This is a genomic window from Tessaracoccus sp. OS52, assembly GCF_020687685.1.
GTDB lineage: Bacteria > Actinomycetota > Actinomycetes > Propionibacteriales > Propionibacteriaceae > Arachnia.
Map to the genome: position 1 here is coordinate 161,037 of NZ_JAJEWM010000005.1, position 14,058 is coordinate 175,094.

9 protein-coding genes are annotated in these 14,058 nt (G+C 68.3%); 6 read left to right on the forward strand and 3 right to left on the reverse strand.

All coding sequences use genetic code 11. The features are described 5' to 3' along the window. Positions 1-16: 16 nt before the first annotated feature. From LKO27_RS14235 to LKO27_RS14245, 3 genes are all read left to right on the forward strand, one after another. Positions 17-1,300 carry a S8 family serine peptidase gene (locus tag LKO27_RS14235; RefSeq protein ID WP_227738176.1) on the forward strand — a complete coding sequence of 428 codons (1,284 nt, stop codon included), beginning with the start codon at positions 17-19 and terminating at the stop codon, positions 1,298-1,300. Between the two features lie 122 nt (positions 1,301-1,422). Continuing rightward, the gene (locus LKO27_RS14240; RefSeq protein WP_227738177.1) at positions 1,423-1,902 is read left to right on the forward strand and encodes a SigE family RNA polymerase sigma factor; all 480 of its coding nucleotides are present in this window, start codon (positions 1,423-1,425) and stop codon (positions 1,900-1,902) included. After that, the gene (locus tag LKO27_RS14245; protein WP_227738178.1) at positions 1,899-3,701 is read left to right on the forward strand and encodes a hypothetical protein; all 1,803 of its coding nucleotides are present in this window, start codon (positions 1,899-1,901) and stop codon (positions 3,699-3,701) included. The genes LKO27_RS14240 and LKO27_RS14245 overlap by 4 nt, the downstream gene beginning before the upstream one ends. Positions 3,702-3,861: 160 nt before the next feature. Here LKO27_RS14245 and eccCa read toward each other — a convergent pair whose 3' ends face one another. Then, complete coding sequence (gene eccCa / locus LKO27_RS14250) at positions 3,862-7,953, reverse strand: type VII secretion protein EccCa (protein ID WP_227738179.1); 4,092 nt, start codon at positions 7,951-7,953, stop codon at positions 3,862-3,864. 314 nt (positions 7,954-8,267) lie between these two features. Between eccCa and LKO27_RS14255 the strand changes: the two genes are divergently transcribed. Genes LKO27_RS14255 through LKO27_RS14265 form a run of 3 tightly spaced genes read left to right on the forward strand, consistent with a single transcriptional unit; the run spans position 8,268 to position 12,042 of the window. Beyond that, a complete protein-coding gene (locus LKO27_RS14255) occupies positions 8,268-9,281 on the forward strand; it encodes a sugar ABC transporter permease (RefSeq protein WP_227738180.1) in 1,014 nt (337 codons plus the stop codon). A gap of 18 nt (positions 9,282-9,299) precedes the next feature. Continuing rightward, positions 9,300-10,244 carry a carbohydrate ABC transporter permease gene (locus LKO27_RS14260; protein WP_227738181.1) on the forward strand — a complete coding sequence of 315 codons (945 nt, stop codon included), beginning with the start codon at positions 9,300-9,302 and terminating at the stop codon, positions 10,242-10,244. A gap of 31 nt (positions 10,245-10,275) precedes the next feature. Continuing rightward, positions 10,276-12,042, forward strand: a complete 1,767-nt coding sequence (locus LKO27_RS14265) for an extracellular solute-binding protein (protein WP_227738182.1) — start codon at positions 10,276-10,278, stop codon at positions 12,040-12,042. Between the two features lie 179 nt (positions 12,043-12,221). Here LKO27_RS14265 and LKO27_RS14270 read toward each other — a convergent pair whose 3' ends face one another. Together LKO27_RS14270 and LKO27_RS14275 are read right to left on the reverse strand one after the other, a co-directional pair. Then, entirely contained in the window at positions 12,222-12,851 is a 630-nt protein-coding gene (locus LKO27_RS14270) for a YesL family protein (RefSeq protein WP_227738183.1), read from the reverse strand. Between the two features lie 10 nt (positions 12,852-12,861). After that, positions 12,862-13,875, reverse strand: coding sequence for a LacI family DNA-binding transcriptional regulator (locus LKO27_RS14275; protein WP_227738184.1), 1,014 nt, complete (start codon positions 13,873-13,875; stop codon positions 12,862-12,864). Positions 13,876-14,058 lie beyond the last annotated feature (183 nt).

Sequence of the window (14,058 nt, forward strand, 5' to 3'; positions counted from 1 at the left end):
GGATATTCTGGCGGGCGTGAAGCGAGCGCTGGGGAAGGTCGTCGCCGCCGTCGTGGCGGGGGTGGTCCTGACGTCGCAACTGGTCGGCAACGCCGCCGCCGAACCCGAACTGCAGTTCCTCAAGTCCGAGGACTGCCGCTCGTACCAGCCCACCCCCGACGCCCAGGTGCCGCGGGCCTGGCACCTCGAGCGCCTGAACATGACCGAGGCATGGCAGGTCGCCACCGGCAAGGGGGTGACCGTCGCGGTCATCGACACCGGCACCGCGGCCACGGGGACGCCGTACTTCGGGGGCGGTGACCGGATCGTGACCTACGACTACCTCGGGGGGATGTCGGAGAAGGACCAGGAGGCCGGCGGGATCGACTGCGACCACGGCACCAAGGTGACCTCGTTGATTGCCGCGGGCAGACCCGACGGCCAGCCCATCGACGTCCGCACCGACTTCGCCGGCATCGCACCGGATGCGTCGATCGTGTCCTACCGCGTGCTGTCCACCTCCGGCAACGGGGATTCCGACGACGAACGCGACACCCTGGACGCCACCATCGCCGCGGTGCGCAACGCCACGGAACTGGGCGTCGACGTCATCAACCTGTCCCAGGCCGCCGGTGGCGGTGACCCGCTGATCCCGCAGTACGAGTCGGCGATCCAGCAGGCGCTGGCCGCGGGGATCGTCGTCGTCGCGGCGGCGGGGAACGCTGACCAAGGGCTGAGCGGAGCCGCGTTCCCGGCGTCGTTCGACGGGGTGATCTCGGTCGGGATGGTCGACCGCACCGACGCCCCCCACCCCCTGAGCTACCCGGGCCGGACGGTCTCCGTCGGGGCACCGGGCGCCGACCTGATGGCGCTGCTCCCCTCCACCAGCCGCGAGAACGCCGCCTACACCAACCAGGCCTACGAGGGGGGCGTGCTGGGAACGTCCTTCGCGGCGCCGATCGTCAGCGGCGTCGTCGCCCTGATGCTGGAGGCGAACCCGGACCTCACGCCCGAACAGGTCAAGCAGCGCCTGCAGGTGACCGCCGACCCGCCACCGAACACCGTGCCCGACGCGAGGATCGGTCAGGGGATCGTCAACCCGATGCGGGCACTGACCGGGGTCGCGAGGCCGCAGGTCCAGAACCCGGCCGCCGAGGCCACGCCAGACAGCAACGCCACCATCCCGGAGACACCGAAGCCCGACATGCGGCCCGCCTACGTCGGAGTCGGCGTGGGAGTGGGTGCGCTGGTGGTGACCGGGCTCGGAATGGTCGTCGCATTCACCGTCCCGGCGGCCCTGAGGCGCAACCGCCGACGCTAGTGCCCGCTCAGGTGTGGCCCAAGGGCGGTCATTCGTCCTTCCGTCCACACCTGGGAGATCGGTCCCCGGAGTAACCTTTCGACCCACCCAGCGCGTCCTAGGGGGCAGGAGGTACGACGACTGTGACCAGCCCCGGGTTCGAGGCCTTCGTCGAGCGACGAGGGAAGGCCCTGTGGCGCGCCGCGTGGTTGCTCACCGGCGACGCCCAGAAGGCCGAAGACCTCGTGCAGACCGCGCTGACCAGGACCTATACCCGCTATGCCGACGACGACGCCACCTTCGAGGCCTACGTCCGCACCACCATCTACCGGACCTTCGTCTCCTCCTGGCGGCGCCGGTGGAACGGCGAGGTGCCCACGGAGACGCTCCCGGAGCGGAACGCCCCCGACGACAACAGCGCGCTGCGGGTCGACGTGCTGCGGGCGCTGGGTGGGCTGCCGAAGGCGCAGCGGGCGGTGCTGGTGCTGCGGTACTTCGAGGACAAGTCGATCCCCGAGGTCGCCGAGTTGCTCGGCCTGGCGCCCGGAACGGTCAAGGCGTACTCCCACCACGCGCTGGCAGCACTGCGCGGGTCCATCCATCTGGTGGAGGGAAGACAATGAATGAGCACGAGGTAGGCAAGCTGTTGGGCGACGTGGTGCCGACGGCGCCGTCGACGAAGGGCTGGGCCCACAAGGCCGCCGGACGGGTGCGCCGTCGCCGGGTCCTGACCGGTGCCGCCGCGGTGCTGGTCGCGCTGGGGTTGCCTGCCGGGTTTCTGCTCTCCCAGCAGCAGCCGCTCCTGGAGGCCACTCCGCAGCCCGCGGACACCGCGACAAGCGGTCCAGTGGAACTGACCGGGCAGGTGATGATCTTCCAGTCCGCGGATGCGGAGCTCCCGCACCTGTGCCTCGGCGCGGTGATGGAGTCCTACCCACCCCAGTGCAACGGCCCGACCCTCAAGGGCGACTTCTCCTGGGACGAGGTCAAGTACGAGGAGTCCGGCACCCGTTGGACGAACGAGAGCTACACGGTCTTCGGGTACTACGACGCGGGGGACGGCGAGAACGGGTCGTTCACCTTGTCGCGGCCCGTCGGAGAGGTGGCGCCACCACCGGCGCATTCGCCCATGGAGTTCTCCGCGCTCTGCGCAGACCCGCTCCGCGGCGGTGACGAGAGCCTGACCGGAATGGCGGCGCAGGAGGCGCTCCAGCAGGAGGTGCTGGAACTCCCGCTGGTAGGCCTGTGGGTCTCCGACGGCACCGACTTCTTCAACGTCCGCGTCCAGGGCGACGCCGAGGCGGCGCATGCGCAACTGCGGAAGGTGTGGGGAGGCGAACTGTGCGTCGAGTCGTCGGACGCGCCGACGGAGGCTGAACGCCAGGCCGCGGCGGATCGGATCATGGCGGCACTGCCCGAGGGCCAGTTCCTCGGGGGGTCCGGAGGCAATGGGCTCTCCCCGGTGGTCGACGTGATGGTCGTGGTGGCCGACGCCGCGACCGAGTCCACCATCCGCGAGGCGGCCGGCCCGGGGGTCGAGGTCCAGATCGCGGCGGTGTTCACGCCCGTCGACGGGTCAACGGCCGGCCCCACCACGGATGCGTCGGCGACGGCGGCCGGGACCGAACCGGCGCCCTCGGCGTCGCCGGCGGAACCGTCGGCCCCAACCAGCGTGGATCCGGACACTGCCGTCACCGGCCCCGCACCAACCCAGAGCCCCACCCTCACGGGGAACTTCGCGATCTACCAGTATCCCGACAGCGACCTGCCGCATCTGTGCAACGGCAACGTGGGCTACTCGATGCCGCCGAAATGCACCGGACCCACCCTCCAGGGCGACTTCTCCTGGGACGAGTTGGCACACGAGGCTGAAGGCGGCACCCGCTGGACCAACGAGTCCTTCACCGTGATCGGGCTCTATGACCCCGACGACGGGCCAGCCGGCTCGTTCACCCTGACCGAGCCAGTCGCGCCCGCGACCGAGGAGCCGGGGTTCTCCTTGCCTGATGAGCTGGCCACCGTCTGCAGCGATCCGCAGGCCCTGGCGGAACTCGCAGGCGGGAAATCCTTCCGCGTTGACCGGTCACTTGGAGGCGAACCTGGGCAGCCCCAGGAAGTCGGCCCTACCCCCCAAGACGCAGTCCTGGCGGAGGAGCGCCTGTGCCCGGTTTACGAACAGCAGCCAACGGGAGCCGACGTCGACGCCGCGGCGACGCTGATGGCCACGAACCCGGCGCCGTCCTGGCTGGTCGACATCGACCCGAAGACCGACTTCCTGCACGTGCAGGTGTTGGCCGAGACGGAGCGGGTGAGCGAGACCGTGCGCGGCCTCGTCGCAGACACGGGCGTTCCGGTCGTGATCACCAAGCGGCTGACGGAGTCGGGCGGCCCGGGTGAACCGATGACCATCGTCCTGGCCTGAAGCGCGTCGGCCGGTGGTCTCGACACGGGTCCGCTCGCTCCGCTCACGGACCTACTCGACCAGCGGGGGCCGGCCTACTCGACCAGCGGGGACGGGCCCGCTCGACCGGCGGGGGCCGGCCCGCTCGACCGGCGGGGCGGGCCCGCTCGACCAGCGGGGGTCAGGTGTTCGGGGACTCGCCGTCGTAGATGGCCGTCTGGATCAGGCCCTTGAACGATCTTGTGATGAGCGTGCCGCGGCCGGGGGGCATCGGTGAGGGCTTGACGTCGGACCAGAGCGCACCCTCGTCCTTGGTGCCGCTCATGATCAGGCCCGGGTTCACGGACTCCTTCATCTTCGTGATCAGCGGGTCCCCGAAGGCGGCCCGGCCGGCGCCGCCCATGCTGCGGGCCAGGATGATGTGCAGGCCGATGTCACCGGCCTGGTTGACCAGGTCGGCGAAGTGGGCCATCGGGTTGCCCGACTGGGTGGCGACCAGTTCGTAGTCGTCGACGATCACGAACATCTCCGAGCCCTTCCACCAGGAGCGGTCGCGAAGCTGCTGCTGCGTCACGTCCGGCCCGGGCAGCCGGGCGCGCACCGCCTCGGCCGCCTGCTGCAGCATCGGGGCTGCGGCGGAGGCCGACGGGTAGTAACCGATCAGGTGCTCGGTCTCGATCTCCCCGAGCAGCGAGCGCCGGTAGTCGACGATGATGATCTTGGCTTCCTTCGGCGTGTACCGCCTGGTGATGCCGTGGACGATGGTGCGCAGCAGGTTGGACTTGCCGCACTCCGGGCCGCCGAAGATGGCCAGGTGCGGGTCCGACATCGGGTCGAGCACCACCGGCGCCAACTCCAGTTCGTCGATGCCGTAGGGAATGGTGCGGCTGACGCCGTCGTGGCTGATGGCGGGCAGGTCGTCCCGAAGGCTGAGCAGCTCCGGCAGCATCCTGACCTCTGCGGCGCGCGGGCCCTTCCAGGCGGCGTTGACCGCGGCGATGAAGGCCCGCTGCCCGTCGCTGACGTCCGTGGCGTCCTCCACGCCGTCGATCCGCGGCAGGCCGATCAGCGTGTGGAGTCCGCCGATGGTGATGCCGCGCCCGGGGCGTCCGGTGGGGATGATGGCCTGGACCTTGCGGTCGATCTCGGAGTCGAAGGGGTCGCCAAGCTTCAGTTCGATCCTGCTCTGCAGGGCGTCCTTGGTGGCCGCGCGGATCTCCGACAGCTTCGCCGCCGCCACCCAGACGTGGATCCCGAAGCCCAGGCCGCCGTTGGCGATGGCCTGCACCTGCGGCTCCAGGGCCTCGAACTCGGTCTTCAGCGTGGCCCAGCCGTCGATGACGAGGAAGACATCCGTGGGGAACCGGTCTGCGGGGATGGAACCCTCCCGGCGTCCGCGGCGGTAGGTGGTCATCGAGTCGATGCCGAGCTCGGCGAACTGCCGTTCCCGCGCGGCCCGCAGCGTCGTGATCTCGGCGACGGTGCGGCGCACCCGGTCGACGTCCAGGCGCCCGGTGACCGAGCCGACGTGCGCGAGTTCGCGCATCGACGTGAGACCGCCACCGCCGAAGTCGAGGCAGTAGAAACCCACCTCCTGCGGTGTGTGCGTCAGCGCCAGACCAGCGATGCCGGCGCGCAGCGCCATCGACTTTCCGGCCTGCGGCCCACCGGAGACGGCCAGGTTGCCGCCGGAACCGGAGAAGTCGATCCACCAGGGGTCCCGACGCTGCTGCCGCGGCCTGTCGACGAGCCCCACCGGCGCCCGCAGCGCTCCGTGCACAGCGCGGTTCTCGACGGTCAGCCCGCGACCCTCCAACTCGACCAGCTCGCCCAGGAGCCCATCCATCGTCGGTGGCTCATCGAGAGGCGGCATCCAGACCCGGTGGGCCGGCCAGCCATGACCCTTGAGTCGCCCGACCGCGATCGACAGCAGCGTCTCGTCCTCGTCGTCCTCGTCATCCGGCCCGACGGCGCGGGCGGGCGTCGCCGACGTGACAGTCCCCGCCGTCCCGGGGGCGCCCAGGACCTCCTCGGACTCCTGCGCCTTGACCGGAACCACGTAGTCGGCCGTGAACTCCAGCACCGGCGGCGTCCAGGCCCTGGACTCGAGCGGAATCCCCATGCCCTCGACGCCGGGGGCGCCCTGCTCTGCGGGCGCCGTCGGGCTGCCGTGCCACGGGCCGGACACATAGGCGGCCTTGAAGCGGGTCATGCCGGTGGTGTCGTACTTCAGGTAGCCGTTGCCCGGCGGGGTCGGGAGCTCGTAGGCGTCCGGGACCCCGATGACGGTGCGGGACTCCGCCGGGGAGAAGGTGCGCAGCGCGATCCGGTAGGACAGGAAGGTGTCCAGGCCGCGCAGCTTGTTCTCCTCCAGCCGCTGTGAGGCGAGCAGCTGGTGCACGGCGATGGACCGGCCGACGCGGCCGATCTGCACGAACAGGTCGATGAACTCCGGCCGCGCCGAGAGCAGCTCGGAGAACTCGTCGACGACGATGAACAGGCTCGGCATCGGGGCCAGGTCCGCGCCGGCCTGCCGCGCCGCCTCGTAGTCCTCGCGGTTCTTGAAGTTGCCGGCCGCGCGCAGCACCTCCATGCGCCGGTCCAGCTCGCCGCCGATCGCGTCCTGCATGCGGTCGACCAGGCTGAGTTCGCCCTCCAGGTTGGTGATCACCGCCGAGACGTGCGGCAGTTGGTCCAGGCCCAGGAACGTCGCGCCGCCCTTGAAGTCGACGAGGATGAAGTTGAGCTGCTCGGTGGAGTGCGTCATGGCCAGGCCCAGCACGAGCGTGCGCAGGAACTCCGACTTGCCCGAACCGGTGGCGCCGATGCAGATGCCGTGCGGGCCCATGCCGCCCTGCGCGGACTCCTTGATGTCCAACTCGACGGGGCGGCCGTCCTCGCCGGTGCCGAACGGGATCCGCAGGTGCTGCCGCAGCGGCCGGGGCCGCCAGGCCTGGCGGGGATCCAGCGTCAACGGGTCCCCCACCCCGAGCATGGCCGGGTAGTCCTTCGGGGGCTCGAACACGACGGTGGTGGTCTCGCCGTCGACGTCGGGGCGCGCGTCCACGGGCATCCGGAAGGGCGCCATTGCCCGGGCGAGCATCTCGACGTAGACGGGCGCCACCTGGTCGGGGTGCCCGAAGGGCGTTACCGCGTGGGGCGTCTTGGGCAGGCGTCGGTGCAGCTTGACGCTGTCCCCGCGGACCTCGAACACCGCGACCCCGAGCTCCAGACTGCGCGGCAGTTCCTTTTCGCCGGTGACCTCGATGGTGACGGCCGACGTCGCCGGTGTCGCGTACTGGTGGGCCTCGACCCCGTCGACGCCGTCGGTCACCACGACCATCAGCTTCGGCACCACGTCGGCTGCCTGGGCCGAGACCGCCATGGTCGAGAGGTCTGCGGCGCTCGTGGCGAACATGCGCAGCGAGCCGACGCCGTCGGTCTCGGTCGGGTGCTGCAGATGGGGCAGCCATTTCACCCAGGACCAGGCATCCTGGTTGGCCCTGGCCGCGGCCACCATGAGGCTCGCGTCGGTGGGCGCGTGCCAGGTGACCAGCTGCGCGACCATGCTGAACGCGAGTCGTCGGCAAGCCTCCTCGTCACCCACCAGCCGGATGGCGCGGAATCCCCGCAGGTCGACTGTCAGGGGCACGGACTGCACCATCTGGTGGGTCCGGATGAACCGTCGCAGGGCGCCGGTGGTGAGCGGCTCCAGGTCGTCGACGGGCTGCGACTCGGGCGCGACGATTCGCTTGGCGGACTGCTGGGTCCCCACCGACAGCCGAACGGACCCGAAGTCCTCCGCGTCCGGGCGGCGCTCCCACATCCGCACCCCGCCCACGACCGTCCAGAGGCTGTCGGGGTCGGGGTGTCGGTAGGCGTTGCTGGAGCGCTGCTCAGCCGCCGTCCTGAGGAAGTTGCGGCGGGTCTGGGACAGGTAGCGGAAGTAGTCGCGACGGTTGGCGTCCAGCTGTGCCGCCTGGTCGTCGTTCTGCCGGCCCATCTGCGACATCATCATGCCCATCATGGACACTGCGTAGAGCCCACCGACGATCCCGGCCAGCGGGCCGCGGCCACCGCCCATGCCGCCACCCATGAACATCAGGCCCATCGCGAGGCCTCCGGCCACCATCGGAAGCATGCGCAGCACGGTCCCGAACGGTTTGGACGCCGACGGCGGCGGGATCTCCGGGGGCGACTCGAGCAGGAGCTCCCCGCGCGGCATCGGAGGAGGGGTGACACGCTTCGGCCGGTTGAAAGTGATGAGGCCCATCGAGCCGTCTGCCCCCTTGTCGAACAAATCTGCCTGGAGAAGTCTCGACAGCGAGACTAACCCACCAGCGGTTCCCGCCCCTCCGAACAGACCAGCCCTGCTGCGGCGGAAGTCGGTAATCGTTGTAAGCTGACCATCCGAGAGAGCGCGATCTTCAACACGGCAACGGTGTTGACATTGGACTCTCGCATTGCTTACGATCGCTGTCGAAGCGATTCGATTCCTGCAATGTGGCCGGGAACACGAGGGAGTGGAACTATGAATCAGCAAGACATTTCGGGCGTGGCCGCCGCGGAAGCCGTCGTCTGATGACGATGACCACGCAGCCGGCGGGCGCCGCTGGCCCCGTCGGGCCGGCGGCCGTCGTGGCCGACGCCGCGGAACGGAAGCTGGACGAGCCCCGCCCCGGCAACCCCAAGGGTGTCCGTCGTCGGAAGAAGTCCTTCGGGATGTTCCTGTGCATAGTCCCGTTCCTGGTGCTGGTGTTCCTGTTCTCCTACTTCCCGCTCTACGGCTGGATCTACTCGCTCTACGACTACCGGCCGGCCCTCGGGATCGAGGGCAGCGAGTTCGTCGGCCTCCTGTGGTTCCAGATGCTCGTCGGCTCACCGACGCAGCTGGCGCAGATCGGTCAGGTGCTCACGAACACGCTCGCGATGAGCTTCCTGGGGATCGCGACGTCGGTCCTGCCCCTGGCTTTCGCCGTCTTCCTGAACGAGGTGCGCGCCAAGTGGTTCCGCAACATCGTGCAGACGCTGACCACCCTGCCCAACTTCATCTCGTGGGTGCTGGTCTACATGATCGCGTTCTCGCTGTTCACCACCGGCGGCCTGGTCAACACCGTGCTGCTGGACTCCGGCCTCATCACAGTGCCCATGAAGTTCCTCGACACCGACCAGAACATGTGGCTGCCGATGACCGCCTGGGGCGTGTGGAAGACAGTCGGCTGGGGCGCCATCATCTACCTGGCCTCCATCTCGGGCATCGACCAGTCGATGTACGAGTCGGCGCGCATCGACGGCGCGGGCCGCTTCCAGACCATGTGGTACATCACGATCCCGCAACTGATGCCGACTTTCGTGGTGCTGCTGATGCTCTCCATCGCGAACCTGCTCAACAACGGCATGGAGCAGTACTACGTGTTCCAGAACGCCTTCAACAAGGAGACCATCCAGGTCCTGGACCTCTACGTCTACAACATCGGCATCACCGGCAACAGCCTCTCGCTGGCCACCGCCATCTCCATGCTGAAGAGCCTCGTCTCGGTGGCGCTGCTCGTCGTCGTCAACATCGTCGCGAAGCGCGTTCGCGGCCAGTCGCTCGTCTAGGTCGGAAGGTACAACGTCATGGCCAGATCAAGCGCCCCCACCCTCTCACTCCCCCGCGCCCGCGGGGTGGACAAGCAGAAGGGTGACCTCGGATTCTCGCTGTTCAACTACTCGGTCTTCGTCGTGTTCGCGCTCATCTGCGCCTACCCGTTCTACTACCTGATCATCAACTCCATCAGCGCCAACGACCTCGCCGCGCTCGGCCAGGTCAGGTTGTTCCCCAAGGGCCTGCACCTGGAGAACTACGCACAGGTCCTCAACCTCAAAGGCCTGCCGACGGCCGCCGCGGTCAGCGTCGCCCGCACCGTCATCGGCACGCTGGCGACGGTGCTGGCGTCGGGCTTCCTGGGGTTCATGTTCACCCAGGAACGGATGTGGAAGCGGCAGTTCTGGTACCGCGCGGTCATCATCACGATGTACTTCAACGCGGGCCTCATCCCGGTGTTCATCATCATGAAGAACCTCGGCCTGACCAACAACTTCTGGGTCTACGTGCTGCCCTTCATCGTGCAGCCGTTCAACATCATCCTGGTCAAGACCTACATCGAGTCCATGCCCAGGTCCCTGCAGGAGGCGGCCGAGGTGGACGGTGCCAACATCCTGCAGATCTTCTTCCGGATCATCCTGCCCAACACCACCCCGATCCTCGCCACCGTCGCCATCTTCTCGGCGGTCACGCAGTGGAACTCGTTCCAGGACACGTTGCTCTACATCACCGACCAGAGCCTCTACACCCTGCAGTACCAGCTCTACATGTTCATCAACCAGGCCAGCAGCCTCGCGCAGGCTGCCCAGAACGCCGACGGCAACCTCGGCATGATCGCCAACGCCGCCACCACCCAGACCCCCACGTCCATCCGCATGACCGTCTCGGTCATCGTCGTGCTCCCCATCATCTTCATCTACCCGCTCTTCCAGAGGTACTTCGTGAAGGGCATCATGCTTGGCGCCGTCAAGGGCTGACGCTCGCCACCACCCCCAGAAAGGATCATCAATGAATCTCAAGAAGGTCGCGGCCCGAGCGCTCGTGCCCCTGCTGGGGGTGGCGCTGCTCGGCGCCTGCTCCCCCGGCACGTCCGAGGAGGAGGCGCCCGATGCGCCCCAGTCCGAATCCGGCGAGTTCCCCGAGTCATGGTCGGAAGAGATCACCATCGACGTCTTCGATGGTCTCGCCAACTACATGGGAGTCCAGGAGGGCTGGTTCGGGAAGATGGTCAAGGACAAGTTCAACATGAACCTGAACATGATCGCCCCGAACGTCGCCGGCGGCGGCGACACCCTCTACAACACCCGCGTCTCGGCAGGTGACCTGGGTGACCTGATCATCGTCGACAAGGGTCAGAAGCTCGACGAGCTCATCGAGGGTGGTCTGGTCATGGACATCTCCGACTACTACCCGTCGATGGACAACGTCGCCAAGTACGACACCTCTGTCCAGCACCTCAACGAGGGCAAGGACGGCATCTACGCCATCGGCTCCCAGCTGACCGAGCTCCCCCCGACGGAGCCCTCCGAGGGCCTGGAGCCGACGTTCGGCGCCTACCTCCGCTGGGACCTCTACGGCGAGGCCGGCTACCCCGAGGTGAAGACGCTGGACGACCTGCTGCCGGTCCTCAAGAAGATGCAGGAAGCCAACCCGACGGCCGAGAACGGCGGCAAGGTCTACGGCCTGTCCCTGTTCAAGGACTGGGACGGCAACATGATGGTCACCGCCAAGCAGCCCGCCACCTTCTACGGCTACGACGAGATGGGCTTCGTGCTGGCCAAGGCCGACGGCTCCGACTACCAGAGCATCATCGACTCCGATTCCGCCTACATCCGCAGCCTGAAGTTCTACTTCGAGGCCAACCAGCTGGGCCTCGTCGACCCCGAGTCCACCACCCAGAACTACGACACCCTCTTCTCGAAGATGCAGAACGGTCAGGTCCTGTTCTCCTGGTGGCCGTGGCTCGGCCAGTCCGCCTTCAACACCGAGCAGAACCTGGAAGCGGGCAAGGGCTTCATGATGGTGCCGATCGAGGACCAGGAGATCTTCTCCTACGGCTCCGAGGCCTACGGCGCGAAGCAGGTCCTGGCGATCGGCTCGCAGGCCGAGGACCCGGAACGGATCGCCGCCTTCATCAACTGGCTGTACTCGGCGGAGGGCATCTACTCCAACAGCAGCCAGACCACGGGCGCGGCCGGACCTGAGGGACTCACCTGGGAGATCAACGCCGACGGCTTGCCCGAGCTGACCGAGTTCGGCCGCAAGGCGCTGCTGCAGGGCGGCGCGGACGTCCCAGCCGAGTGGGGCGGCGGCTCCTACATCGACGGGGCCTCCACCCTCAACGTGAACGCGGTCAACCCCAACAACATCGACCCCGCCACGGGCGCCCCGTACAACTACACGTTCTGGGACACCTACCAGGAGTCGATCTCCAACCCCGTCATCGAGGACTGGTCCGCGAAGATGGGCGGCGCCACCAACTCGATGGAGTACCTGCGCGCCAACGACCAGCTGCTCGTCGCACCGGGCGCCAGCTACGCGGCCCCGGCTGACAGCTCCGAGATCGAGACCCTCCGCAACCAGGCCAAGGCGACGATCGTCGAGTACTCGTGGCGAATGTCCTTCGCCGCCAACGAGGGCGAGTTCGAGTCGCTGCTGAAGGAGATGCAGGACACGGCCAACGGTCTGGGCTACGACAAGGTCCTCGAGTTCGACATGGCCAACGCCAAGGCGCAGAACGACGCGCGCCTCAAGGTGGCCGAAGAGTTCAAGTGATCGCGCCGCTGGTGTGATCCAGGAGGGGCCCGGGAGCGATCCCGGGCCCCTCGTCGTTCACCATCCCGGCCGCTTGAGTGTGGCCGAAACGACGGTCCATCGTCCTTTTCGCCACACTTAAGGTGGCCGGCGGGCGCCAGCGCAGGCCGGCGGGGCGTCAGGAGAAGGCCGCCGGGGCGTCAGGGGGAGTCCGACGGCGCGGCGTCGTCCTGGTGCCGGCGGAAGACGCGGCGGAACAGGAAGGCCGTTGCATACGAGCCGATGGAGAACCCGATGGTCACCAGGATGAACAGGAAGCTGGGGAAGATCACAACGAGCGCCAGCGTGGTGATGGGCAGCAGCAGGATGCCGAGCGTGTGCGCGGGTTCCACGACAGGCAGGAGCAGCGCGTTCTTCAGAGTCTGTCCGAAGGTGTTGCGGAACGCCGCCACGAGCGCGAGTCCGTAGAGGAGCGAGGCCAGCAGGTAAGCGGCCGCCAGGAAGGCCAGGATCGCGGCGGCGAGCGAGACGGGGCTGTCCACCGCCAGCCAGAACACCCCGACCCAGGCCAGCACGAGGACGGCCGCCAGCAGGGCGAGGAAGATACCCGTCGCCGCGAGGAAGTTGCGCCGCAGGGCGACGAAGTAGTCCTTGATGAGGTAGCCGCGCTCCTCGTCGGCGTAGCGGAGGGTCACCTCGTAGAGGGCACTGGTGGCAGCGCCGATGGTGACCAGCGGCACGCAGCACAGCAGATAGATGAGGTTCAGGGCCACGAACGCGAGCAGGGTGGAGACGCCCTGCATGGTCCTGCCGCCGGGATCGACCCTCATGCGCGCCGGCTCATCGGGCGGGGCTCGGCGCCGACAGGGGCAGGCCGGGGCGCAGGCTCAGCGTCGGCGGGATCAGGCGGACGCTGGGAGCCGCGCCGTCGGCGATCATCTCCCACACGACGTCGGCCGCGGCCATCCCGATCTCCTCAGCGGGGATGTCGATGGTGTCCACCGGGACCCGCAGCGTGCGGGCGACGTTGGGCGGGCACAGCGCGACGACGGCGATGTCGGCGGGTATCCGCTGGCCCCGTTCAGACAGGCGCGCCAGCAGGTGCGGCAGCGCCTCCTCGTTGTGGATGAACAGGGCAGTGGTGTCCGGCTGGGCCGCGAACACCTCGTCGATGACGGCGACGGCGTCCGGCGTGCTGGGACAGGGATGGATGCTGACCGCGATCCCGGCCTGAGCCGCCGCTGCCGTGAATCCCCGGGCCAGCCGGTCGGCGTAGGAGGTGTGGCGCGCCATGACCTCGGCGGGCGAGCCGATGAGCGCCACCCGCCTGTGCCCCTGTGCGGTGAGGTGCTCGACGGCGAGGTGGCCGGCGGCCTCGAAGTCGAAGTCGACGCAGGCCAGGTTGCCCGGCTCCGACGGCAGGCCGATCAGCACGCACGGCTGGTGCAGCCCTGCCAGGATGCCCAGGCGTTCGTCGTCGGACTCCACGTCCATCACGATGAGGGCGTCCACCATCGAGGAGTTGGCGGCGCGCTCCAGCCCGGTGGTGTCGTCGCTGGTGAGCAGCAGGATGTCGTAGTCGTGGCCACGCGCCCCGGTGGCGACGCCGGTGACGATCTCCATCACCACGTGGACGTCGACGCCGGGCCGCAGCGGAGCCTGCAGGCCGATGATGCTGGTGGAGCGCGACGCCAGCGCCCGAGCGCCCGCATGGGGTCGGTAGCCGAGTTCCTCGATGGCGCGCGCCACCCGGTCCTGGGTCTCCTGGGAGATCTTGCGCTTGCCGCTCATGACGTAGGAAACCGTCGAGATCGACACGTTCGCAGCCTCCGCCACGTCCGCGATGGTCACCATCTTCGAAACCTCATCCTCCAGGGTTCACCCCTCGTCCTCGAGCGGCGCCAACAGCACTCCGGCGGCCCCTTGCACACTCGTGGACACCGGTATGAGAGCTAGTATAGAGTCATCTGTTGAAGCGCTTCGAATGATGACGTAGAAGTCCCTTCCCCACGGTTGCTCCCCGTCCCCCCACTGCTG